20 protein-coding genes and 2 pseudogenes are annotated in these 24,157 nt (G+C 65.6%); 11 read left to right on the forward strand and 11 right to left on the reverse strand.

Annotation, left to right across the window (positions count from 1 at the left end; translation table 11 throughout):
• The first annotated feature begins 439 nt into the window (after positions 1-439).
• Positions 440-1,384: a tyrosine-type recombinase/integrase gene (locus ACZ6TI_RS44015; protein ID WP_465351259.1), complete on the forward strand. Its 945-nt coding sequence runs from the start codon at positions 440-442 to the stop codon at positions 1,382-1,384.
• Between the two features lie 39 nt (positions 1,385-1,423).
• Here the strand turns inward: ACZ6TI_RS44015 and ACZ6TI_RS44020 are convergent, their stop codons facing one another.
• The 5 genes from ACZ6TI_RS44020 to ACZ6TI_RS44040 all read right to left on the reverse strand — a co-directional run bounded on the left by ACZ6TI_RS44020 (position 1,424) and on the right by ACZ6TI_RS44040 (position 6,150).
• Complete coding sequence (locus ACZ6TI_RS44020) at positions 1,424-1,684, reverse strand: hypothetical protein (RefSeq protein WP_465351260.1); 261 nt, start codon at positions 1,682-1,684, stop codon at positions 1,424-1,426.
• A 12-nt stretch (positions 1,685-1,696) separates the two neighbouring features.
• Complete coding sequence (locus ACZ6TI_RS44025) at positions 1,697-2,335, reverse strand: hypothetical protein (RefSeq protein WP_465351261.1); 639 nt, start codon at positions 2,333-2,335, stop codon at positions 1,697-1,699.
• A 17-nt stretch (positions 2,336-2,352) separates the two neighbouring features.
• On the reverse strand, positions 2,353-4,335 hold the full coding sequence (locus ACZ6TI_RS44030; RefSeq protein WP_465351262.1) for a hypothetical protein: 1,983 nt from the start codon (positions 4,333-4,335) through the stop codon (positions 2,353-2,355).
• Entirely contained in the window at positions 4,313-4,726 is a 414-nt protein-coding gene (locus tag ACZ6TI_RS44035) for a hypothetical protein (protein WP_465351263.1), read from the reverse strand. Before ACZ6TI_RS44035 ends, ACZ6TI_RS44030 begins: the two co-directional genes overlap by 23 nt.
• Positions 4,727-5,820: 1,094 nt before the next feature.
• Positions 5,821-6,150 carry a hypothetical protein gene (locus ACZ6TI_RS44040; protein WP_465351264.1) on the reverse strand — a complete coding sequence of 110 codons (330 nt, stop codon included), beginning with the start codon at positions 6,148-6,150 and terminating at the stop codon, positions 5,821-5,823.
• A 466-nt stretch (positions 6,151-6,616) separates the two neighbouring features.
• Here ACZ6TI_RS44040 and ACZ6TI_RS44045 point away from each other — a divergent pair.
• Both ACZ6TI_RS44045 and ACZ6TI_RS44050 read left to right on the forward strand, forming a co-directional pair.
• A pseudogene (locus ACZ6TI_RS44045) lies at positions 6,617-7,076 on the forward strand (IS256 family transposase); the annotation flags it as partial.
• 132 nt (positions 7,077-7,208) lie between these two features.
• Positions 7,209-10,025, forward strand: a complete 2,817-nt coding sequence (locus ACZ6TI_RS44050; protein ID WP_465351265.1) for an NACHT domain-containing protein — start codon at positions 7,209-7,211, stop codon at positions 10,023-10,025.
• A gap of 434 nt (positions 10,026-10,459) precedes the next feature.
• Here ACZ6TI_RS44050 and ACZ6TI_RS44055 read toward each other — a convergent pair whose 3' ends face one another.
• Both ACZ6TI_RS44055 and ACZ6TI_RS44060 read right to left on the reverse strand, forming a co-directional pair.
• Positions 10,460-10,594 carry an IS3 family transposase gene (locus ACZ6TI_RS44055; protein ID WP_465351266.1) on the reverse strand — a complete coding sequence of 45 codons (135 nt, stop codon included), beginning with the start codon at positions 10,592-10,594 and terminating at the stop codon, positions 10,460-10,462.
• A gap of 32 nt (positions 10,595-10,626) precedes the next feature.
• A pseudogene (locus ACZ6TI_RS44060) lies at positions 10,627-11,379 on the reverse strand (IS3 family transposase); the annotation flags it as partial.
• A gap of 96 nt (positions 11,380-11,475) precedes the next feature.
• On the opposite strand from ACZ6TI_RS44060, the gene ACZ6TI_RS44065 reads away from it, so the two are divergent.
• Entirely contained in the window at positions 11,476-11,805 is a 330-nt protein-coding gene (locus ACZ6TI_RS44065) for a hypothetical protein (RefSeq protein ID WP_465351267.1), read from the forward strand.
• Between the two features lie 181 nt (positions 11,806-11,986).
• Here ACZ6TI_RS44065 and ACZ6TI_RS44070 read toward each other — a convergent pair whose 3' ends face one another.
• Entirely contained in the window at positions 11,987-12,562 is a 576-nt protein-coding gene (locus ACZ6TI_RS44070) for a TetR/AcrR family transcriptional regulator (protein ID WP_465351268.1), read from the reverse strand.
• Positions 12,563-12,744: 182 nt separating this feature from the next.
• Between ACZ6TI_RS44070 and ACZ6TI_RS44075 the strand changes: the two genes are divergently transcribed.
• Positions 12,745-14,943: an MMPL family transporter gene (locus ACZ6TI_RS44075; RefSeq protein WP_465351269.1), complete on the forward strand. Its 2,199-nt coding sequence runs from the start codon at positions 12,745-12,747 to the stop codon at positions 14,941-14,943.
• Positions 14,940-15,815: a ketopantoate reductase family protein gene (locus ACZ6TI_RS44080; RefSeq protein WP_465351270.1), complete on the forward strand. Its 876-nt coding sequence runs from the start codon at positions 14,940-14,942 to the stop codon at positions 15,813-15,815. The genes ACZ6TI_RS44075 and ACZ6TI_RS44080 overlap by 4 nt, the downstream gene beginning before the upstream one ends.
• A 464-nt stretch (positions 15,816-16,279) precedes the next feature.
• Here ACZ6TI_RS44080 and ACZ6TI_RS44085 read toward each other — a convergent pair whose 3' ends face one another.
• The gene (locus ACZ6TI_RS44085; protein ID WP_465351271.1) at positions 16,280-16,795 is read right to left on the reverse strand and encodes a hypothetical protein; all 516 of its coding nucleotides are present in this window, start codon (positions 16,793-16,795) and stop codon (positions 16,280-16,282) included.
• Positions 16,796-16,895: 100 nt separating this feature from the next.
• On the opposite strand from ACZ6TI_RS44085, the gene ACZ6TI_RS44090 reads away from it, so the two are divergent.
• Positions 16,896-17,525, forward strand: coding sequence for a hypothetical protein (locus ACZ6TI_RS44090; protein WP_465351272.1), 630 nt, complete (start codon positions 16,896-16,898; stop codon positions 17,523-17,525).
• Here the strand turns inward: ACZ6TI_RS44090 and ACZ6TI_RS44095 are convergent.
• Both ACZ6TI_RS44095 and ACZ6TI_RS44100 read right to left on the reverse strand, forming a co-directional pair.
• Positions 17,519-17,788 carry a hypothetical protein gene (locus tag ACZ6TI_RS44095; RefSeq protein ID WP_465351273.1) on the reverse strand — a complete coding sequence of 90 codons (270 nt, stop codon included), beginning with the start codon at positions 17,786-17,788 and terminating at the stop codon, positions 17,519-17,521. The two genes, ACZ6TI_RS44090 and ACZ6TI_RS44095, sit on opposite strands and share 7 nt — an antisense overlap.
• 292 nt (positions 17,789-18,080) lie before the next feature.
• Positions 18,081-18,263: a hypothetical protein gene (locus tag ACZ6TI_RS44100; protein WP_465351274.1), complete on the reverse strand. Its 183-nt coding sequence runs from the start codon at positions 18,261-18,263 to the stop codon at positions 18,081-18,083.
• 1 nt (position 18,264) lies between these two features.
• Here ACZ6TI_RS44100 and ACZ6TI_RS44105 point away from each other — a divergent pair, with 1 nt between their 5' ends.
• From ACZ6TI_RS44105 to ACZ6TI_RS44120, 4 genes are all read left to right on the forward strand, one after another.
• Positions 18,265-18,534, forward strand: coding sequence for a transposase (locus ACZ6TI_RS44105; RefSeq protein ID WP_465351342.1), 270 nt, complete (start codon positions 18,265-18,267; stop codon positions 18,532-18,534).
• Between the two features lie 219 nt (positions 18,535-18,753).
• Entirely contained in the window at positions 18,754-19,233 is a 480-nt protein-coding gene (locus tag ACZ6TI_RS44110; RefSeq protein ID WP_465351343.1) for a transposase family protein, read from the forward strand.
• A gap of 180 nt (positions 19,234-19,413) precedes the next feature.
• Positions 19,414-20,298: an ISL3 family transposase gene (locus tag ACZ6TI_RS44115; RefSeq protein ID WP_465351344.1), complete on the forward strand. Its 885-nt coding sequence runs from the start codon at positions 19,414-19,416 to the stop codon at positions 20,296-20,298.
• Positions 20,299-20,981: 683 nt separating this feature from the next.
• The gene (locus ACZ6TI_RS44120) at positions 20,982-24,086 is read left to right on the forward strand and encodes an amino acid adenylation domain-containing protein (protein ID WP_465351275.1); all 3,105 of its coding nucleotides are present in this window, start codon (positions 20,982-20,984) and stop codon (positions 24,084-24,086) included.
• Positions 24,087-24,157: the final 71 nt, after the last annotated feature.

Consider the following 24,157-nt stretch of genomic DNA (forward strand, 5'->3'; position numbering starts at 1 on the left):
CGATATCCACGACGGTCTCGTCAGCCTCGCCTGCGCCATGATCTGCTGGCGCCGCTTGATGAACTGGGCCGATCGGAGATCGTGTTAGGAGCTCTAACGGTCCGAATCGAATCTTCGGGCGATGTTTGTGCAGTTCAGAGCCGCTTTGCGTGGCTAAGGTGATCGTTTCGTGGACTCCTTGACTCGGCGGCCCCCTCTCCCGTTGCTGATCCACTCCGCCCGGCGGCGCCGTTTGGTGTTGCAGCAGGTCAGTGCGTTGTGTAGGCCGTTCGGGTGTACGGCCTTGAGGTCGCTGGGCCAGCAGTACGACCCTTTACTCGTGTGAGCCGGCACCGCTTGGCGGCGGCGTTTCACGGTGGGATGTGAGCACGCCGCTTGGTGACCCCTTGACTCGGGTGCTTGCGGCGGTGGTCAGCGACTCCTTGGCTGGGAGCGGGCGTTGAAGATCGAGAATTTGCTGGCCCGTGTGCGGGCCGAAGCGTGGGCGCTGCCGCTGAGGGACTGGGATCGGTCGCTGCGAGCCGGGAACCATCCGGAAAGCACCCGGTACAACTACGCGCTCGCTGTGTCGCAGCTTGCCGCCTATCTCGGCGAGCAAGCGCCGGAGACTGATGCCGCTTCGGATCCGACCCTCGTGGACGGCCGGCAAGTGGTGGCGTTTCAGGCGTGGGTGATCGAGACACGGTCGGCGAGTACGGGGCTGAACAAGTACAAAGCGTTGCAGCAGTTCTTCGGCTGGCTCGTTGCCGAGGGTGAGATCGAACGGTCGCCGATGAGCGAGGTGCCCAAGCCGACGGCAGTCCAAGAGCTGGTTGAGGTCCTCAGCGACGAGGAGACCCGGCGGATCCTCGAGGTCTGCCAGGGGCGTGACTTCGTGCAGCTTCGTGATCAGGCGCTGGTGCGGATGTTCTACAACACCGGTGGGCGTCTGTCCGAGATAGGTGATCTGTTGCTGTCCGACGTTGATCTGGATACCGACTCGGTCGCGCTGACCGGAAAGGGCGGCGAACAGCGTCGTATGCGGTTCGGCGCCGAGACCGCTGCTGCGCTTCGCCGGTACGTGCGAGCGCGCAGTCGGCGCCCGGGCATGGTCAATATCGACCAGTTATGGATCGCCGCGAAGGGCGCTCGGCCGTTGAAGTCGAACGGTATCAAGATCCGCCTTCGGCAGTTGGGGGAGAGGGCTGGGGTTGAGCATGTTCATGCGCAGCGGTGGCGGCACAGCTTCGCGCACGAATGGAAGCTGGCCGGCGGCGACACCGGCGATCTGATGCTGCTGATGGGCTGGTCGTCCGAGGAGATGCCGCGCCGCTACGGTGCCAGCGCGGCTGCGGAGCGGGCTCAAGCAGTGCACGCCCGGCTCGGTGTCGGCGAGCGTTTATGAGGCGGTTTGTCATTTGCCTGTCCGGCATCGGGTGCGCCGCTATGGCAAGGCGATCAGTACGGGGCGGTGGTCGTCCCAGACTTGCAGTCCTCCGAGCTTGCGAAAGACGTGCTCAGCTGCTGGCAGTTCGAGCTGCACCGTCAACCCGTCTTCCGTAACCTGCTGGCCGACGATGTCTTCGGCGCCGACCAGGGAGCATCGGTTGATGTAGGTGATGCTGGGGCCGAGGTCGAGCTCTCGGCCGCCGATGCGCACCACGGTGTGCTCCTGGGCGTAGGCCACCCGGAACTCGTCGGCCATGGACACGGGCTCTTATGCGCGTTCGGCTTTAATGCTCTCCAGCCGTCTTTGGAGATCCTCGCGGCCCATTGCCGCGAGGGTGGTGGCGAGAACATCGACGGCGAAATCTGCTCTTTCCTGTCTGGTGCTGAGCCAAGTGACGAAATCAACTAGGATCGGAAGCATTTCGGCATGGGAAAGGTCCATGTCGGGCTGCTGCGCGGCGGCAGATTCTTGCAAGGTGTCCAGAAAAATCTGGTTGCCGATTGCCGTCACCAACTCCGGCCGCTGCGATATCCACCAGATCCGCCCCAAAGCTGCATCGGTGAATACGTGATCACGTAAGAATGTCAGGCGCGAGAGTTCCGCCTCGAACTGTGGCAGCCCAGGTTGCTTTTCCTCGGTCACGCTGACGTCAACAACAAGCGATTCTGTAAAAATTGAGGACGAGGACTCGCGCAGCCTAATCGCTATCGAGTCAGGCCCGGAAAATGTGAGGTCCTTCAACACCTGTGAACTCAGGTTTGCCAGACCATCATGGATGGTGACCAGAGTGACGCCGGGCGCCTTGCGCCACCAGACACGGAACCGGAAGGCGAAGACCGTGGAGCCGGTACGCGTTTCAACGCGGAAAGAATTTGCGCGCCAGCCTGCAATCCGCAGAAGCGCCATGAACTTCCGGATGAGGCTCAACCCTCACCCCGAACCGGTTGTGGCAACCTCCTCTGCACGAGACGTTGATACAACGCCTGTCGGGTGTGGCCAGATGTTCCCACCACCAGGGAAATGACCGAATCATCTCCGATGATCGATTCGACGGCGGGCGCGAGCAAGTCGATGACAGCCGACCGGTCGAGTTTTCCGGTGTCGGCGTACTTCAGCATCGCCTCCGCCACCTCGAAAGCCCGCGGCCGGGTCTCTTGGCTACTGATGAGTCCGGTGAAGCCGGCGACGATTCCTTCGGAAAGCTCGCCCTGCTGGACGATCTCGGCCAGGACCTCCTCGGCGGCGCTCTTTTCTTCTCGGACGTCCAGCAACGACAGCAGCGCGCTTCGCCCGGCAGGCCCAGTGTTCTTGCTGCCGAGCCAATCGAGCACGTGCCGGACAACGTCGAAACGCATCTGCTCGTCCGATCGGGCCAGCAACCGCAGAGAAGATAGAGCTTCCTGTCGCCCCTTGACCGAGGAACGATCCAGAATAAGGCGCAGCCGGGTCAGAGCCATCGGCAGATAGTCGCGGCCGAACTGGCCAGCGCACACCTTCGCGATGCCGATCAGCGTTTCCGTCGACGTGGAATCGCTGGAAACGAGCTGGTACAACCGTCGCCGGACTGCAGGACCGATGTCCGGGCTGATCGCGAGGCTGTCGAGCAAGGCGACCGACAAGCGCCGGTGCTGCTGCTGTTGCTCCAACCAGCCCAGGGCGACGTCGAGGACTTCGACGGACCGGTGCTCTTTGGCCAGCCGAACGAGCACCCGGGAAACCTGATCCAGATATTGCACGGCCGGCTTGCGCTCGCCCGTGATCTCGGCCAGCCAGTTGAGCAGGTGTTTGCGAAGCTGGGGTCGCTGCGTCCAGATTCGGTCGAGGATCGCTTGGTCGACCCCGCGGAACTGCCGGGTCAGGAAGATCAGATCACCCTCGCGCGTGGCTTGGATGCTGTCCAGCAGCCCCGACAATTCAGGAGCAGCCAGCAACTCCGCAGGCTGCGGCTTGGTCTTAGTGCCTCGAAACAAATGGTCTGACGAGGTGAGGATCGCCTCCGCATCGCCTCCGTCCAGCGCAGCTACGGCGATCAGAAGGGAACGCTGACGTGCGATGTCCTGCTGGCGGACGTGGGGTTGGCGGTCGTGGAGATCTCCGAGCTGCCGATCGAGGTAGTCGCGCCAGTGGAAGTACTCCTCGCTGATGCGTGAAGCCGTCGTCTCGTCGAGGACGGGAGCGCAAGCCACCGCTGTGGCGAGATCGACTGCACGTTGCGGCGGACGGTCTTCATAGGCCAGGTCGTTTAGTACTCCCGCTATCGGCGCGCTGCGCCGCAGATCCTCCAGGATGTGCGGTGAATTTCTTGTCTTCAGATGTTTGGCAAGAACCTCGAACGGCTTGGGTATTCCGGGATCTATGGTGATGTCTGAAGCCAATGCCGAACACAGCCGCCATCGTTCCTTGGTGACAACGATGATCATCCTTGCATCACGGTCGTGGAGTCTTTGCGCGAAGTCTTGCAATTCCCGCACGAACGACTCGGCGACGATGTCCGGTTCAAATGTTAGGTCGAGAAGATAACGGCCGTTCGGTGCGCACGGCAATTCGCTGGTACGCGGCCGCCGCCAATCTGTGATGTGATCGAGGATCTGTTTAGGGTGCCCTCGGTTAAGCAGTGACAGCGCCACACTTCTACGCCCTGTTCCGACGGCGGCCTTCAGAACGACGATCGGGAACGACTCTGGAGAACCCTCAAGGATGTTGACGGCCTCGTCGTAACGTGGTGGTGGTTCAAATTTCTCTTCCGCATCTCGCGCCTCTGCAGTGACGTCCATCGAATCCAGTAGGCGCTGCGAGTTGTGGATGAAGTCGTGGCCGGCTTGAATGATCGTGCTTCCGTCGGTCGCTGTTGCAGCCTGGCGGATCTCAGGGCGCTCCGAACCGTTATCTTGGTCGTTCGTTGACATCGTTACCGGCCTGGGTGATGGAGCTGCGGCGATCGGCGTGGGCGATTTGGACCACCGACGGGCGATTCTCGCGTGTCGGAAGGCGACGTGAAATTTCCTCGGTCAGTACCTGGAGTTCGGCGGCGAGCGATGGGTCGCTGCGCAGGCGGCTTCTGAGCTGGCCGCGCAGTTCCGCCGTGACGTCACGAACCACTTCAGGATGCCCTCCTGTTGAAGCGTCCGTGTATGCGGCATGCATTTCGTCGAGCTCGGCAAGTGCGTCATCTTCCTGACCTTCATTGCCTTTTCCGAGCATTCTGGCTAACGCGGCCCGTGCCGTATTCCACCCGTCGGTTGCCATTGCGGTTGCCACAGCAGCGGCAGCTGCGGTGGCGATTTCGTTGATGTCCAAATCCACACCTCACGGAAGACGAATAGAGATCAATGCCTGTCGAACTAAGCCTGTCGGGATAATACCGGCGACCAGAGACGATGACTACTGTAAGAAATCAGCTTGATACTCAGTGTGCTGATCGGCTATGTGTAGACAGGATCCGTGGGTCTCGTCGACGCTCTGGCCGGGTCCCGACGATCCCCCGCGGCCTTCGTGCAGTGAGGCGACCGCCCGCGTGACTGCGGTGCAGCGGTCGCACGAGCGCAAGCGCCACGGGAGCCACCGTGCTCGGCTCGCTAACGCCGATTCTTGCGCCAGGCGACGAAACTGACGGCCGCCACGACCGCGAAAGCGGCCAGCGAAACGATGAGCATCACCAGATCCACGGACCTCCTTGGGGCGGGCGGGCGAACGCGCGTTGCGCAGCCCGTGGGTGCGATTCGACTCGACCTGCCCACGGTCGGGCGCGGCGGACCGGCCTGTGTTATTGGCTGCTGCGCGGTGGGAGTGTTCGGAGCGGAGGTCGATGCGAACCGGAAACCCAATGCATCCCTCACCGTAGTCGCGCGGATACTTAAAGTAGAAGTGAGTGAATGTTTATTCGCGCTCGTGTCGGCGCCGGCCCACAGGACCTCGGCCGCATGGGGCACTCGCGGTGGGGCCGCAGCCGCCGGTGTCATCGGCGCTGGTCGTATAGCTTCGACGTCATGTGGGTCGCCGACGCGGGATGGATTCCAGACCGACGCGGATGTGGCGTTCAGAGCATCGGTCGATATGGCCGCAACCAAGGACTCGTCGATGGCCTGCTGGCGCTCCGACGATCCCGAGAGGGAAGCGAAGGCGCTTGGGGTGGCCCGGTCACGCTGGCGTTTGGCGGCCCACAGCTCGAACCCGCGAAATGGCGGTGGGTGCCCGTACGCTCACGCACAACGCAGATCGGATGCGTTCGTGTAGAACGTGAGGGAATTTCGTGCTGGAAGTCGTTCGACTCGACGGCCTCGTATCGTGCATTCCGAAGCCGGACGCCGGAAGGTCTTTACGCAGTTTCCCGTCGCGCGACGGGTCTACTCGCCGCTGCTTCGCTAGCTCCTGAGAAGCGCCCTCAGGCTCTGTCAGGACTTGCCGAGCACGCTTGGCTCCAGGCCCGGGCGGCGTTGGACGGACCGCGGGCGCTGCGTGAGGCTGTAAAGGAACTCGGCGAAGCTGGGTATGGCCCGGCCGATTGGCTGGATCCGGGGACCATGTCGGTGACCGTGCCGCGTGCGGCGATCGTCGACAATCGGCTCAGTCTCGGTGCTCTCGGGTTCCTGATCCGCCTTCGCGAAGGCGCGATCATGGTAAGCATGCTGGCTGCGATTCTGGGGGTGGGGCCGGCGCCAGGCGGGGACCGGACCGCGGAGGATGCGTTGCATGGTCTTCGGCAACGCGAACGTGACGAGCATGCGCCTCTACGTGCGGCTGCCGACGAGCTGGTGGCTGCCGGGTACGCCCGGTGGAGGAGTGCACCTGTGGCATGGAGGCTTCGCGGTGGGACCGTCGCGTTGGTATCGGGCCGATTATGGCGCGTTGGTGTGTCGCAGTTGATACGACACCTCGACCATGCGGCGTTGTTCATGGTCATGACGATCGCTCTGCGACCATCTGACGCTGCCCAGGTCACGCGCTTGTCTGAGTAATGGCACCCCACAGGCCTGGTCGAACCAATAGCCACGTTGGTGAGTGGCCCGCCGTCACGGCCTTCCCACGCGTGTCCGGTGGCGGTCAGCAGGTCAGCGGCGGCATACCCAATCCCAATCGCAAGCCGACGCCTGATGCAGCCTGAGCCCTGGGAGGTCGAGTCGATGGCTAGATCTCTGCAAGCCCTAACTGAGGGCGTTGCGTCGCGTCTAGCGCCCGTTCCTCTGCGATGAGCGTCTGGGCTATGGCAAGCACGATCCGGCCCGCAAGGGGTCGGGCAACTCGCGTAACGGCAGCACACCTAAGACGATGCAGACCGAGATCGGCCCGGTCGTGTTGGACATCCCGCGGGACCGGGCCGGCACGTTCACGCCGATGCTGGTTCCCAAGGGTGAACGCCGCCTGGGTGGGCTGTCGGACGTGATCGTAAGCCTGTACGCGGGCGGGATGACCGTGCGGGATATCTGTCATCATCTGTAGCGCGTCTACGGTACCGAAATCTCACCGGACACCGTCTCGGTGGTCACTGACGCCGTCCTGGACGAGGTGAAGGCGTGGCAGAGCAGGCCGCTGGACAGTGTGTATCCGATCGTCTACATCGAACGCGCTGGTCGTGAAGGTCCGCGACGGCAACCAGGTCCGGAACAACGCCGCGCATCTGGTCGTCGGGGTCGACCGCGACGGCGTCAAAGTAGCGATCCGTACCAGTAGCGTCAGACGGGGCTGACGGTTCGGCCACCGCTGGTACCGGCATCGTGCAGGCCAGCTAACCGAACGGGTGGCGGTCGGTGTGCAAACACGACGCGCACGGCACGATGTCACGGTGGACTACGACCTGTCGCGGTTGGGCGATCGCCTGTTCGAGCATTTGACCCAGTCGCTGGCGGTAGCAACGCTCGGGCCCGGCGTCGAAGTCTTCGGCGAGGGCCCTGACGGCGGACGTGAAGCCAGCTTCGACGGCAGCTTTAACCTGCAGACTGGGCAGCCTTGGAACGGGTACGGCGTGCTCCAGGCCAAGTACAAGAGACGTCCAGAAAGCACGAGCGTCAATCAGGCGTGGTTCCTCGGCGAGTTGCGAGGCGAACTCACCCGGTGGACGCGCAAAACCTCCAAACGTCGACGGCGGCCCCGCTACCTTCTCCTAGCCACCAACGTCCGACTCACCGGCGTTGCCGACCGCGGCGGGATCGACAAGATCGACGATCTGTTCGCTGAGTTCGCCGAGGACGGACTCAAGCTCGACGGCTACCAGGTGTGGCACGCGGACAAGCTCCGAACTCTGCTGGACGACAACTACGAGATCCGCCGGGTCTACGCCGACCTGATCCTGCCCGGCGATGTCATTGCACGCTTGCACGACCAACTGCAGGATTCTGACCGGAAGATCGAACACGCCTGGCTGGGACACGCCGGCCGGGCCATTCTCTCCGAGAACACGGTCGCCCTCGGCGAGGCCGGCGACGCGGTCAACACACCCTTGGCCCTCGAGGACGTCGCAGTCGACCTCGACGCAACATTTGAGGACGGCCAACACCTGACCCGGCGCGCGCTGGCAACCTTGGTCGAGCGGGGCGACAACATCCTCACGTCGCGAGCACGGCCGACCGGTAAAGCTCGCATCGTCCTGCTGGGTGGCCCCGGGCAAGGCAAGTCGACGATCGGCCGCATTCTGTGCCAGATCTATCGCGCTGCCATGCTGGGCGATCACGGATCCAACGTCAGCAGCGAAGTCCGCCAATCCGCCGCTCGGATCCGAACGGTCTTCACTCATGCGGGTATCCCGACACCGTTACGTCCCCGGATCTCGATCTACGCCTCGCTTCCAAAGTATGCCGACGAGATCAGCGGCGAAGCGGACCTCAGCTTGCTGCGCCACCTGACCGCCATCCTCAATCACCGGTCGAGCGAACGATTGGGCGACTCGGACACCAAGAAACTCCTTCGTTCCTGGCCGTCGCTGATCGTTCTGGACGGCCTCGACGAGGTCGCAGCCGCGAAGGTCCGAGCCGACCTGGTCGACAGGATCACAGACTTCCTCGGCGACATGGCTGCGAACGGATCCGACACCCTTCTGGTAGTGACTAGCCGGCCGCAGGGCTTCGATGACGCCCTACCATCCGCCCACTACGACCACCTGGTCTTACAACGCCTGAAGCGGGACGCGGCCCTGGGCTACGCGCGGCGATTGCTGCTCCTGCGCCACAAACACGATGTGGACAAACGCGACCTGATCGCCGACCGCTTACGGGACGCGATGAACGAACCGGCAACGGCCAAGCTCATGGAAACACCGCTACAGGTCACCATCATGACGGTTCTCCTCGAAACTCTGAGCCGGCCGCCGAGGAGCCGACACGGCCTGTTCGACCGCTACTACGAAGTCATCTACGCGCGCGAGGTCAACAAACCCGGTCCGGTTGCCGTGCTGCTGGACCGGCACCGGGAGGCCATCGATCGGTTACACACGCGTGCCGCGTTCATCCTGCATTGCAACGCGGAACACGCCGGCGACGCCGAATCGGTGATGGATACAGCCGAACTGCGGAACATGATAGGAGCATTGCTGACCGAGGACGGCTGGTCCTCGGAGGAAGTAGAGCCACTGACGGACAGTCTGATGCGAGCGGCAACTCACCGGCTCGTGCTGATCGTGCCGCGCCGTGACGGGATTGGCTTCGAAGTCCGCAGCCTGCAGGAATTCATGGCGGCCAAGGAGCTGATCGACGGCAGCGACCACGACATCCCCTCCCGGCTCGAGGCACTGGCGCCGTCGGCACACTGGCGTAACACAGTGCTGCTGGCCGCCGGACGAGTCGTCGCCACCCGCCGCACATTGCGGGCCGAACTCATCACCGTGATCGACCGGATCGACGAGGCAAGCTTCTCAGCGATGCTGGTCATGCCCGGCGCCCTGCTCGCCGTGGACATCCTCGACGATGGCATGGCCGCCAACGTTCCACTCTTCGAAATAGACGTGTTGAACTCGGCGATGCGGTTACTGGACAGTCCACCGTCCCGAGACCTCGGGCGTCTCGCGGACATTATGAAGAACTTAATGGCCAGCTCGGCAGCCACGAAGGAAGCCGCTACGCGTCAAATCGTCAAACGCATCAGCGGACCGGCACTGTCGCTCGGGACGTTGGCCTTCCTGAGCAGGCTCAAGTCGGACCAGGCTGGCACTGTCGCCGAGTGGGCGCGAGTGCACCAGCGGCGGCTGCTTGAACGCTTTCCCGATGCCGACCTCAGCATCGTTTTAACCATCGACGATGGCCTGACGCGTTCGGGAGCGATTCCGTCACTCGCGCACGAACGCGGCATGCACCGGGATTTGAAGTTGCGGGCAGGTGCTGAAGGCGTCGGGGACTTGATTATAGAGGGGCGCCGCAGTAATCCTCGAACGTCCGATTGGCAAGCCCCAGACAAAGACGCTGCAGACGTCCTCGCAGCACTGTCGGACCTTGTAACGACCGATGAAGGTGACCACAATTCCAGGATCGCACTACTACGCGACATCGCAGCCATCTACGCACGGGAAACCGAGCCACTCAAATGGCGAGTGGCTACCCAGATCAGAGACGCTCTCGGCGAAGCCATAGGACGCGACTTCGCCGCAGGCGCCCTCCGCGGCATAACGAGCTGACCCGCTCCGAGGCTGCGCGGTACCCCTGGCTGCCCCCGACCCGCCTACCGCCACATGCCCCGAACCCGAGGAGAATCCGGCTGACACAACTTGCGATGCATAATCGCAGCTCAGGGACGAGATGACTGCAACAGAATCGCCGCGACATCGTCGACCCCTTTACTCGGGTGAGTACACTTTTCAGCGACCTGGTAAAACGTTCGTTAGCACGTCGCTGGGCCTTTCATGTCCTGGGGGTCAAGGGGTCGCAGGTTCAAATCCTGTCAGCCCGACAAAAATGAAGCCCTGACCTGCGGAGACGCAGGTCAGGGCTTCGATGTTTATCTATGGAGTTTCGAACCGCCCCCCGAAACCCCCCGAAAACCAGGGTGAGCAACCAGGTTCGTCACCTCTGTGCGTCGTTGTGTCAAGCCCCGGGTTTGATGGAGAGTTTGTTAGTTGGTTTCCAGCGGTGCGGTGACCGGACGGGTCATCGCGTGTAGTGCCTCGTGCTCGGCGGGTGGGACGTGTCCGAGCTCGCCGTGCAGGCGTCGGTTGTTGTACCAGTCGATGTATTCGACGGTGGCCATCTCCAGGTCATCGAGGCCGTGCCAGGGCCTTTGTTGCGGACGAGTTCGGCCTTGTAAAGCGAGTTGAACGCCTCGGCCATCGCGTTGTCGAACGAGTCGCCTTTCGAACCGACCGAGGCGACGGCGCCGGCCTCGGCGAGGCGCTGGCTGTAGCGGATCGCTCGATATTGGACTCCCCGGTCGGAATGATGGACCAGTTTGCGCAGGTCAGCGCCCTGATTCTCCCGGCGCCAGAGCGCCATCTTCAACGCGTCCCACGCCAGATCGGTGTAGAGACTCGTCGACACCTGCCAGCCGACGATCAGCCGGGAGTAAACGTCCAGCACGAATGCGGCATATACCCAGCCCGCGCTCGTACGCACGTAGGTCAGATCCGCCACCCACAACTGGTTCGGATGCTCTGCCGTGAAGTCACGTTTGACCAGGTCGTGAGGGCGTCCGGTCTCCGGTGCGGGCCGGGTCGTGCGTGGCGACTTATCGCGCAGCAGCCCCCGTAACCCGGCAGCACGCATCAGCCGCTCGACGGTGCACCGGGCCACTTCGACGCCTTGGCGATGCAGCTCGTACCAGATCTTGCGAGCGCCGTAGACGCCGTAGTTGTCCTCGTGGATCTGCTCGATTGTCGCCGTCAGTTCCTCGTCGCGCCGTGATCGGGCCGAGGCGGGGCGGGTTTTCGCGGCGTAGTAGGTGGACGGTGCGATCTGCGCCGGCGTGCTTTCGAGCGCCTGCAGGACCGGCTGGACACCGTGTTCGGCCTTCTGAGAATCGACGAAGGCGACCTTCATCGCGACGGACGGTCCAGCTCCGCCGCGAAGAAAGACGCCGCGGACTTCAGGATCGCCGAGTGGGTCGCCGACGCCCCGGGCTCGACAGTCCTCGCCTTGGGCATCGCGGCCGACCGGCGGCCGTCCGAAGCAATGATCCGCCGGCTGTTGCAAGCCATCGACCCGCAGCTACTGACCACGGCGATCGGCGTCTGGCTCGCCACTCGGGCCACCGCCGGCACTTCATCAGGCCGGCGGGCGATCGCGGTCGACGGCAAGACGCTGCGCGGATCCCGTACCACCGACACTGCCGACCGGCACGTGATGGCTGCCTGCGACCAGGTCAGCAGCGTGGTCCTTGCCAGCACCGACGTGCACGGCAAGACCAACGAGATCACCCGCTTCGCCCGCTGCTCGACCAGATCGGCGACTTGCAAGGCGCCGTGATCACCGCCGAAGCGCTGCACTGCCAGCGTGAGCACGTCACCTACCTCGCCTGTACGACCCTGTTGCCGAATTCGAGACGCGCCGTTGCGTGGTTCGTGACGGCGCGGGCGTGGGTGGCCAGGATGGTCTGTTGCTGATGATCCTCTGCCCGGGGTCAGACGCAGGATCGGCTGCAGCCGGGTCAGCGAAGGCAGCGCGGGGCGCGCAGCCCGAGGGTGCGACGGCTGGCCTCGATCAGGTGTTGGCGCAGCACGTCGTCGTCGACGCCGCTCGCTCGTGCGTTCATCCCGCCGGCGATCCCGGCCATGACCATGTCGGCTTTGATCCACCCGCCCACGCCGGGGTCGATGTCGGCGAGCAGCATGTTCAATCGGTTGGCCAGTTCGCCCACCTCGGTGCGGGAGCGCAGCATCTCGATGGCCCCGGGATCGCCGACCAGCATGGGAACCAGCATGCGATTTCTCACCGCGAGGTCGACGACGCCGGTGAGCATGCGCTCGGCGCGTGCCCGCCGGCCGCGCTGTCCCTCAGCCGCCTCGACCGCCGCCTGCAGCCCGCCGAGGACTGGCTCAATCACCGCGTTGAGCAGTTCCTCGCGAGTGCGGAAGTGGTGATGAACTGCCGACTTCGTCACGCCCACCTCGTCGGCGATCATCTGCAACGACGTGCCGGCGAAGCTGTGCCGGGCGAACAAGCGGATCGCGGCATCGATGAACCGCTGCCGGCTATCGGCCGCCCTGACTGCTGTTACGACCATGTGCGCTCCTGACTGAACCCATCCTTGAAAGCAAGCTTAGCTGGCCGATCGTTCACCCAGTAGCTGCACATCCGTATAGAGTCCACTGCACGATCGTAAAGTAAGCTACCTCACGATCGTGCAGCGCTGACTGCACGACCGGCTAGTTTGCGGAGAATCAAATCTTCTGGAGGAGACCCGAGATGGCATCGTTTCTGTACCGGCTTGGCTGGTTCGCGTTCCGTCGGCGATGGCTGATCGTCGGGCTGTGGCTGGCGATGCTCGCGGTCTCGGTGACCGGTGCCGCGACGTTGTCCGGTCCGACGTCCGACGCGGCCCGGATTCCCGGCACGCCCTCGCAGCAGGCGATCGACCTGTTGCAGGAACGGTTCCCGCAGGCCTCCGCGGACGGCGCCACCGCCCGGGTCGTGTTCGCCGCGCCGGCCGGACAGCAGCTCACCAGCGCGGCCACGAAGGCGACCGTCGAGCAGGTCGTCGCCGAGTTGCGCCAAGCACCGCAGGTGGCTTCGGTGAACGACCCGTTCCAGTCCGGCGCCGTGAACCAGGCGGGGACCGTCGGCTTCGCCCAGGCGACCTACCGCGTGGCCGCGCAGGAGCTGACCGACGGCGACCGCGACGCGCTCACCGGCATCGCCGAGCGGGCCAGCACGAAGGGTCTGAGCGTCGAGGTCGGCGGTGACGCGCTGCAGCCGCAGTCCGAGCAGGGGCTCGGCGAGGTGATCGGTGTCGCGGTGGCCGCCGTGGTTCTGGTGATCACGTTCGGTTCCCTGGTGGCTGCTGGCCTGCCGCTGCTGACCGCGCTGTTCGGCATCGGTATCGGCATCAGCCTGATCACCGCCGCTACCGGTTTCATCGACCTGTCCTCGAACACGCCGATCCTCGCACTGATGCTAGGCCTCGCCGTCTCCATCGACTACGCCCTGTTCATCGTCTCCCGCTACCGCCACGAACTCGCCGACGGCCGCGAACCCGAGGAAGCTGCCGGTCGGGCGGTCGGCACCGCCGGCTCAGCGGTGGTGTTCGCCGGGCTGACCGTCGTGATCGCGCTGGCCGCGCTCTCCGTGGTCGGCGTGCCGTTCCTGACCCAGATGGGCTTGGCCGCCGCGCTCACCGTGGCCATCGCCGTGGTCATCGCCCTGACCCTGCTGCCCGCGATGCTCGGCTTCGCCGGCCGCCGGATCCTCGGCAAACGCGCCCGCACTCAGCGCACCCGCGACCCCGAGGTCGGCAAGACCACCTTCGGCACCCGCTGGGCCCGCGCGATCGCCCGCCGGCCGGTCGCCGCACTGCTGATCGCCGTGGCCGCGCTCGGCATCGTCGCGACCCCGGCCCTGGACCTGCAACTGGGCATTCAGGACGACGCCACCGCCGCACCCGACACCACCCAACGCAAGGCCTACGAACTATTGGCCACCGGCTTCGGCGCCGGCTTCAACGGGCCACTCATCGTCGTGGTCGACACCCCGGCCGGCGCCGCGAAGGCCACCGCCGAGCATGTCGTACAGAAAATCAGCGCCCTGCCCGACGTCGCCACGGCGGCCACCGCCGCCGTCAACCCCGCCGGCGACACCGCCATGATCACCGTCATCCCCACCAGCGGACCCGGCGACACCGCCACCAAAGACCTCGTACACGCCATCCGCCACCTTGACGGCACCATCACCGGCGCGAGCGTCGGTGTCACCGGCCTGACAGCCATCAACATCGACGTCTCCACCAAACTCACCGACGCCCTTCTGCCCTACCTGGCAGTGGTCGTGGGTCTGGCGTTCCTGCTGCTCATGGTGGTGTTCCGGTCGCTGCTGGTACCGATCAAGGCCACCCTGGGCTTCCTGCTCAGCCTTGCCGCCACCTTCGGCGCCCTGGTGGCCCTCTTCCAATGGGGTTGGGGCGCCGGCCTGCTCGGCGTCGAGCAGACCGGGCCGATCGTCAGCTCCCTGCCCATCGTCGTGATCGGCATCGTGTTCGGCCTGGCCATGGACTACCAGGTCTTCCTGGTCACTCGGATGCGCGAGGACCACGTACACGGCGCCGCACCCCGCGAGGCCGTGATCACCGGCTTCGGCCACAGCGCACGAGTGGTCACCGCCGCCGCGCTGATCATGATCAGCGTCTTCGCCGGATTCATCATCGCCCCCGACCCGCTCATTAAATCGATCGGCTTCGCGCTCTCCGCGGCCGTGCTCTTCGACGCCTTCGTCGTCCGGATGACCATCGTGCCGGCCGTGATGATCCTGCTCGGCAAGGCCGCCTGGTGGCTACCCCCATGGCTGGACCGGCTCCTGCCCAACGTCGACATCGAAGGCGAGAAACTGCGCCACCAACTCGACGACGCACCGGCCGACCCGGCCGTGAGCGTCCCCGCGCCGGTGCAGGCATGAAGCTGCTCGTATACGGCGCCGGGGTCCTCGGCAGCCTGCTCGCGGCCCGCCTGCACGAGGCCGGGCACAACGTCGCGATCCTCGCCCGGGGCCAGCGCCTGGCCGCCCTGCGCCGGCACGGCATTCAGCTCGCCGAGGAAGACAGCCCGGTCGTCCGGCGGGTGCCGGTGCCGGTGGTCGAGGACCCGGCAGGCGGGTACGACCTGATCGCCGTCCTGGTCCGCGCCCATCAGGTGGACCCCGTCCTGGAATCGGTCGCCGGCCTCGACGGCGACGTGTTGTTCCTGCACGCGTGGGCGGCCGGCGTCGAGCCGCTGGGCGCGGTGATCGGCCACGAGCGGGTGCTGCTCGGCTTCCCCACCGGCGGCGGCACGATGGACGGCGACGTGGTGCGCCACCGCGCGAGCAGCTTCGTGATCCGCCGCGTCCCGATGCAGATCGGCGAACCCGGCGGGCACGAAAGCCCTCGACTGCAGCGGATCGTGCACATGTTCCGCACCGCCGGGATCAACGCCAAGGCCGAGCCGCGGATGGATGCCCGGCTCAAGACGCACGCCGCAATGGTGGTGCCCCTCGGGCAGGCGGTGCTCGCGGCGGGCGGCCCGGCGGCGCTCGCCGGCGATCCGGACGCGGTCCGCGGCATGATCCGCCGCATGCGGCAGAACCTGGCCGCCCTGCCGACGCCGCCGGTCCCGCGCGGTTTCGCTGCGGTGCTGACTCTGCCTGACGGAGTGCTCGTGCCCGTCATTCGGCGGTTCCTGCGCAGTTCGACGGCGACACACAGCGGGCTCAGCAACACTTCACCCGCGACGGAGGCGGCCGAACTCGAACAGCTGGCCGACCAGCTGCGCGCCCAGGGGAGGGCCCGGTAGGCGATCCCTGGACTCACCGGCCCCGCCGAGCCCGATCAGCCCGGCCAGGCCGGTACTGTTGCGGATGATCTGCCCGGCGGGGCCGAACCAGCCGAGCGAGCGTGCCGCAATACGTGGCCGTGCGGGCCGAGCACCGCCGACGGCGTGGCCGGCGCGCATTGGGCAGGCCCGGCGATGCTGACCCAGAAGCCGTTCATAGCCGCATGGGCACGGGCGATGACCTCGAAGACCAGGCACCGTAACGGATCGACGATTCACAGGATCAAAGCGCGCCCCAGCTGTTCACCGGCTGCACCAAGCGTCCTGCGGCAGCAGGCGTAATGGCATCAGCCGACGTCGGTATCCGGTTCGCGTAGAGGCCTGAGCAGTTCAGCAGTGCCACGATGGTCTCTCGGTGCATGGTCAAGTTTCCTCGATCTGCATCGTGGCGGAATCGTCACTTGCCTCGCAAACAGTGAACCACGTTAGTCCTTCGGCTTCGCCTTCTCGTCAGCATCGAGCCATAGCTCCGAGCGAGGCGGCAACACTTCGCCCCTGAATATCTCGGGCTCTTGCGAGGCTCCGTTGATGGACCACCGGTGACCGTCGGGGTCCGTCCACAGGACGCGCCACGCCATGATGAGCGCCAGCTTCCCCACATCGAAGTTGCAGTTGAACGCCGTGCCAGGCTGGCAGATACGTTCGACCGCATCGTGGTGAGGCTTCCCGTTGTCCGTCTGGCTGAGGGACGTCGTGTTCCACGCCTGGAACGTCATGTCGATGATCGATCGGTCGCCGAAGTTCGTGCCGCTGATCTGGAACTGACCCGAGTAGTCGTCTCTTCCACCCAGTCGCTGTCCCGAGATGAGCCTGACCCCCTTGAGAAGGACGAGTCTCGCTTGAGCAAGACTCGCGTCCAAAGGCATCCTGTCGCCGCTGCCGGGCGTCCCTGTGAGCGATCCAGAGTGCCACTCCGACGGCAACAGCGGTGAAGAGAGCACCGAGTGCCTGTCCCAACGCGCTTACTACGTCGGTCCAGGTCGGGCCATCAGCAGCGAGGATCACGGCGCACATGGTAGGCGTCTTGCCCAACCGCCGGCGTTGAGCGAGGTCGCACTGCTCCCCGACGACAAGGAAATGGGCGTCGACGTGGCTGCCCTGAACAGCACGATGGACAAGCTGAACGAGACGCTGGTTCGGCTGTCCAGCCGCCCCGTGCCTCAGCCGGTCGCGGCAGTCACTCGCGAGGAGCCGCTGTACCGCTTCGACGGCAACGTCGGACGGCACGACTTCGTGACCGACCTGAAGCTTTCTCTGAACGGTGACCGTGCCGCAGCAGAGCGGATCGAACAGCACTTCGAAGAGCGCTTTGCGGTCACTCAGGGCAACGTCTCGCCCCTCACGCCGCAGGGCTTTCGCAACGATCTCTATGTCGGCGAGCGTCCAGTGCAGCACGTCTTCACGCAGGTCATCAGCCAGGGTCCATCCCGAACAACAATCCGTTCGGCATCCCGAAGCTCCAGAACGCCACGGGACCGTGGGTGCGCCCGCACGTGGCAGATGTTGAGCCGACCGAGGCAGGCGGAGCGGTATGGGGCACAGGTAGCCCAGCCCCAGCCCAATTCCGGGAAGGTGCGGGTGCTACAGGAGGCTCTGGACCTCGCCCTCATGTCCACATCGGACCAACGTCCTCCCGTGACCTGCACCGTCACGATGAAAATGGCTCACTGATCAACGAATACTCGCAGGCCGCGTAGCCCGAACTGCATTTCCGAGCGGTACAGGGTCTGGGCAAGCGGGTGCAGCAACGCGGCCAGCCAGGCCCGATCGGCTGGGTCGAACCGGACGCGCTGCTCGCTGAGCTGGCGGTGCAGCACCGCGAGTTGGTGGCGCAACACGAGGATCTCCGTGTCCTTGCCCCGGTCGCTGCCCGGCAACAGCCGCAGCAGCGCGAATGCGTTGGAGATGCCCATGTACGCCAGTCGCAGCAGCATGAGACGGCATCATCGCGCAGTCATCAACGACGATGGACAAGCAGGACGCGGGGGACAGCGAACCAAGATCGTTGCCGCGGCCCGAGAAAGTCTCCGACCAGCGCGGACGCAATATTCGGCAGGTACAGGGTCGAACGAGCGACGCACGACTGCACGGGCATGACAAGGCCGGAGCCAGAGCCGGACCGGGCCTGGAGCGTCGGCACCGCACCCCCACTGACGGATGGAGCGTGCTGCGATCGGGGCGGTGACTTGGCCCGGGCCGGAGTCCGCCGGGCTCCTCAGCGCACCATCAAAGTGCCGTCGCCGTCGTCGGACCGTTCTGCACGCAGGCCTTGAGGACCGCGTCCCAGTTGGTACCGGCCGGGCAGGCCGGGGCCGCGGCGACCGGGGCGGACGAGACGATGGCCGGGCCCAGGGCGAGGGCGGCAGCCGCTACCAGGAGGGTCGCGGCGCGGCGCCGGTTGGTACGCATGATGGTTCCTTCCCGGACTTCGTGGCGGGTCGACCGAGATCCGGTCAACCGGCGGCTGGAGCTGCTGGTAAATGATCCCGCGACCGCGCCGCACGCTCGTGGGGTGATCGCCATCGACGACTCCGGCGACCGTAAGGGCGGCACCGCAACAGCGCATGTCGGCAGGCAATGGCTGGGCCGTTACGGCAAGACCGACAACGGCATCGTCACCGTGACCACGGTGTGGGCCGACGAGCGTGTCTACTATCCGCTGCTGTCAGCGCTCACGTAATGCCCGTATGGGGCCGTGATCCGCTCACGTAATTCGGTTCTGGCGATGATCTTGTGACGGTCGTGCCTGGCGTGTCGACCGAGGTCCGGTGTGGACTGTGATAGCTGACCGCGGTGCGATCTTGAGCGGCTGCTGCCGCATCTGGCAGAGGTCACGATCGACCGACTCCACGAGGCTGACGGCCGGGTCGTGATCGAAGCCCGATCCGGGCGGGACCATGTGGCTTGTCCAGGCTGCGGAATCGAATCGAACCGGGTGCACGGCCGCTACCACCGCCGGCCGGCCGACACTGCCCTGGCCGGACGGCCAGTGGTGATCCGGCTGCTGGTGCGCCGGCTGGCCTGCCGCGAGGCCGGCTGCGCCAGGGTCACGTTCGCCGAGCAATTCCCCGGCCTTACCAGGCCGCACTCCCGATACAGCCCACCATTGAGGGCGGCGTTGACCGCCATCGCGGTCGCCCTGGCCGGTCGGCCCGGCGCACGGCTGGCTCGGAATCTGGGCATGCCCGTCAGCCGGGACACCCTACTCAACCTGCTGCGCGCGGCACCGCTGCCACAGCCGGGCACGGTCACCGCGCTCGGCGTCGACGACTTCGCGCTGCGCCGTGGACACGTCTACGGCACCGTACTGCTGGACATGGACACCCACCGGCCGGTTGACGTGTTGCCCGGCCGGGAAGCCGACCCCCTGACCGTCTGACTTCAAGAACATCCTGGTGCGGAGATCATCTGCCGGGACCGGGCCAGCGCCTACTCCGAAGGCGCCCGTGCGGGTGCACCAGATGCCATCCAAGTCGCGGACAGGTGGCACATCTGGCACAACGTGGGCGAAGCCGTGGACAAGACCGTCACCGTGCATCACGCCTGCGTGCGAGCCGCGATGACCATCGAACCCAGGCAGGCCACCAGCCCGGATCCCGCCGCTGGGCCGCAGCCCGCCCGCGATGCCGAACCAGCCGAAACCCCTGCAGCAGCAGAGCCGGACGGGTCGCTCGACGTGTGCGGCCGCGAACGGTCCCTGGCCGTACGCACCCGCGATCGCTACACCGCGGTGCAGCAACTGCTGACCGACGGTGTCTCGCTGGCCGAGATCGGCCGGCAGCTCGAGCTGGAACGCGGCACCGTGCGTCGCTTCGCCCGCGCCACCAGCCTCGACGAACTGCTCGTCAAAGCGGTCAACCGGGCCAGCCTGCTCGACGGCTACACCCACGACCTGACCGCCTGGTTCACCGACGGCGTGACCAACGCCAACGTCCTGCACGCCGAACTTGCCGCCCTCGGGTTCACCGGCAGCGTCCAGACGATCCGCCGCTGGCTGCACCCCTTACGGACAACCGCCCCCGCCCCGCCACGACCGACCCGGCCAACGGCGCCGAAACCCCGTCGCATCACCCGCTGGATCATGACCGATCCGCAACGCCTAACGTCCGACGAGCACGCCCAACTCGCCGACGTCCTCGCGAGCTGCCCCGAGCTGCGGGCCATCGCCGGACACGTCCGTGACTTCGCCGACCTCATGAACAAACACCGCGGCGACCGCCTGCCCGACTGGATCCAGGGAGTGCAGGCCGACAACCTGCCCGCCCTGCACTCCCTGGTCACCGGGCTACGCCGCGACCTCGACGCGGTCACCGCCGGACTGACCATGCTCTGGAGTTCCGGCCCAGTCGAGGGCGCCGTGAACAGAATCAAAACCATCAAACGATCGATGTACGGCAGGGCCGGCTTCGACCTCCTACGCCGCCGAGTCCTGCTCAACGCCTAACGCCCCGGACCACAAGATCATCGCCAGAACCGAATTACGTGAGTGTCAACACGTAGCAGCGCGCCGCAAGAGATCCCAATGAAAGGGGTGAGCAAATTGATCAACTAGCAGGCTCAGCGTCGCCACCATCAGGTCCGGGGTCCGTTGACCGATACAACGTGATCGGATGACGCGGCGCTCACTCATCGACGACAGGAGAAGCACGTCATGGCCCTGCTTATGCAAGACCACCCCGGCTGGCGCTCGAACCCTTCTGGTGCCACCCGGGTGATGCGAGCTGGACCGTGCTCGTGGTTGCTCTCCTGGACGACGGGTGAAACTCAACCCAGGTCATCTCCTGCCGGCGCCACGTGACCGCCACGGCGCAGGTGTTGATCGAGCGGGCGGGGCGGCACTTCACTGTCGCGGATGCCGCTCGGTGAGAGGGTGCTGATCCAGGTCATTGGCATCGGACTTGCCCGTGCCCGTCGTCATCGAAGGGTCCACGATGGAGTCTGCGCGTCGTGCGCACCCACGGAAGGCCTCGACAAGAGTACGTGTCAGATCATCGACACCTGTCGTTCATTTTGCGGTCTCCGTATTACGATCGTAACAATTGGTCTGGTTGGGCGTGGCGGGTAAACCAGCGCTCGAGATCGAGACCCGCGGGCACGCGGTCGGCGGATCGCCGAAGCGGAGGCGCTATGCGGCCCAATGAAATGCATACGGGCACCGGATGCTTGGCCGCCCACAGTGACACGACCGCCGGTTATCCGGCGGATCAATCGATTGTGGAGTTGTTCCGTGCGCAGGTTCGCCGCGCCCCAGACGCGGTGGCGTTGTCGAGCGAGGAACGGTGGATCACCTACGGTGAGCTTGACCGGTGGTCCGATCGGCTGGCTGCCCGCCTGGCCGAGGCCGGTGTGGTTGTCGGCGAGCCGGTGGGGTTGCTCGGCGAGCGGTGTCTCGAGGTGGCGGTCGGGATGCTCGGCATTCTCAAGACCGGAGCGGTGTATGTGCCTCTGGATCGGGCGGATCCGGTCGGGCGGCTCCGGGTCCTCATCGACGAGGTGGCGATCCGTCGGATCGTGACGATGCCCGGCTGCGGTGGGTTGCTCGACCGGATCCCGGCGTTCGCGGTGGCGGATTCCCGGTTCGGCGATGATCGGCGGCCGCCGCCGGTCCGGGTCGGTGGCGGCGACCCGATTTACATCATGTTCACATCCGGCTCCACCGGCAGGCCGAAGGCGGTAGCCATACCGCATCGAGGAGTGGCACGCCTGGTGATCGGCACCAACTACATCCGATTCGCCGCGACTGACCGGATCGCCAACACCGGATCCTTCTCGTTCGATGCCTCGACACTCGAGATCTGGGGTGCGCTGCTCAACGGTGCACACCTCGTCGTGATCGAGCGCGACGCGCTGCTGGATCCCGCTCTGTTGGAGAGTTTCCTGCGTCGGCGGGAGATCACCGTCCTGTGGCTGTCAGCCGGGCTGTTCCACCAGTGCGCACGGTCTCGCCCGGCGATGTTCGGCGGCCTGCGAGTCTTGATCTCCGGAGCCGACGTTCTCATTCCCAGCCTGGTGCGGGAGGTGTTGCGGCGGGGCCCGCCCGGGAGCCTGTTGAACGCCTACGGCCCGACCGAAAACACCACCATCTCCACCACGCACCTGGTCAGCGACGTTCCACCCGGCACCGGCCGCATCCCGATCGGACGGCCGATCGCGAACTCCACGTGTCACATCGTGACCGCCGACGGAACGCCGGCGGCCGTCGGCGAGGAGGGCGAACTGCTGGTGGGCGGCGACGGCGTAGCCCTCGGATACGTCAACGATCTCCAATCCACCGCGGACCGGTTCATTCCCGACCCGGATGGTCTGCGCCCGGGCGCCACGCTGTTCCGCACCGGCGACCTTGCCCGGTGGTTGCCGGACGGCACGATCGAGTTTCTCGGCCGCCGGGACCGCATGATCAAGTTGCGTGACTATCGGATCGAACTCGACGAGATCGAAGCGGTGTTCGCCACCTGCCCGATGGTCGGCGACGTCGCCGTCGCCACCGTCGGCGAGGACCCGAGCACCCGCACGATCGTCGGGTACTACACGTGCCGTTCGGGTGTTGAAGCGCCGACGCATACCGAACTCCGCAGATTTCTCGCCCAGCGTCTTCCCGCGTACATGCTCCCCGCCCGGTTCGTGACACTCGATCATTTCTCGTTGACCGACAGCGGCAAGCCGGACCGGGCCGGGCTGGCCAGCGCGGACAGGGCGACCGGCGCGACCGGCGAGTCGGCAGCGTCCGCACGCCGTCCGACAACGCCGGAGCAGGTGGCGCTGGCTGGGCTGTGGATGGAATTGCTGGACGTCACGCAGGTCGGGCTGAACGACACATTCTTCGAGCTGGGTGGCAATTCTTTGCTGGCTGCGCAGGTGTTTGCCCGGCTGCAGACGATGTTTGGGATCGGTCCGGAGACCGGCCGTTTTCTGACCCGCAGGCTCCTGGCGGATCCGTCGCTGTCCGGCTGCGCCGAAGCCGTGCGCGAGGCCAGAGCCGGCCTGGCGCAGTATGAGGTCGCGGAGCCTCGCGTCGACTTCTACCGGGAAGGCATGCTCACCGTTCCGATCCCGGTGGCCCGCGGCGGTCGGGCGGTGTCCGGCGTCGCCGGGACGGTGGATGAAATCCTGCTCACCGGCGCGACCGGTTTCATCGGGGGATACCTGCTGCGGGAGCTACTGAACACCACCGACGCGAGGATCCATTGCCTGGTCCGCGCGGTTGATGTCGAACACGGCTTACGCCGCTTGGCGGCCACCCAATCCCGGTATGAGCTCGGCGATCTTCCCGCGGACCGGGTGGTCCCGCTGGTTGGAGACCTCGGCAACCCGCTCCTCGGGCTCGACACGGACCAGTTCGACACGCTGGCCGGCAACCTGGATCTCATCGTTCATGCCGGGGCCTACGTCAACTTCACTTATCCGTACGCCCAGTTGGCCGCCGTGACGGTGGCCGGTACCCAGGAAATCATCCGCCTGGCGTGCCGGTATCGCGGTGTGCCGGTGCATTTCGTGTCGACCATCGCGGTGCTGGCCGGGTTCGGCGCGGCGGGCGTCCGCTCGGTCACCGAGTACACCCCGCTCGCCTTTCCCGAGTATCTCTACATGGGATACCCCGAGACCAAGTGGGTGGCCGAAGCGCTGCTCGCACAGGTCGGAAGGGCCGGGCTGCCGGTGGGTATCCACCGACCCTACGAAGCGTCCGGCGATCTGCGCAACGGTGCATGGAACCTGGAAAGCGCCACTTGCGCCTTGTTGAGAGTCATCGTGGATTGCGGCATCGCCCCGGATATCGACCTGCCTCTCGATATCGTTCCAGTTGACCTGCTGGCCGAGCAGATCGTCCGCATCGCACTGTCGCGGAGGGCGGTGACGCACACCTATCATCTCGCCAACCCGCGCCCGGCCGGCCTGCGGGACATGGCCGAGCGACTTCGGGTCCATGGATACCCTCTGGAAGATCTGCCGTTTGCCGACTGGGTCGAGCGGGTGGTCCAGTTCATCCGGGAACACCCCGACCACCCGTTTGCTCCGTTCGTGCCGATGTGGACCGACCGTAGCCCGCGCAGCGGTTTAGTGCTGAAGGAGATGTACTTCGCGTCGCACTTCCCGCGGTTTACCAGGACCAACGCCGAGGCCGCGCTCGCCGGCACGGGGACTGCGGTGCCGGCGGTCGACGCCGACCTGCTCGATCACTACATCCGGTTCTTCGAGCGGTCGGGGTATTTCGCGTTCCCGCCGGCCAGGCCGTAGCGATGGCTGTCGGGTCCGCGCCGGACACCGCGACGCAGCGTCGCTCGTCGCGGATTCCTCGATTGGCCGTG

The organism is Actinoplanes sp. NPDC051388, from assembly GCF_055586225.1.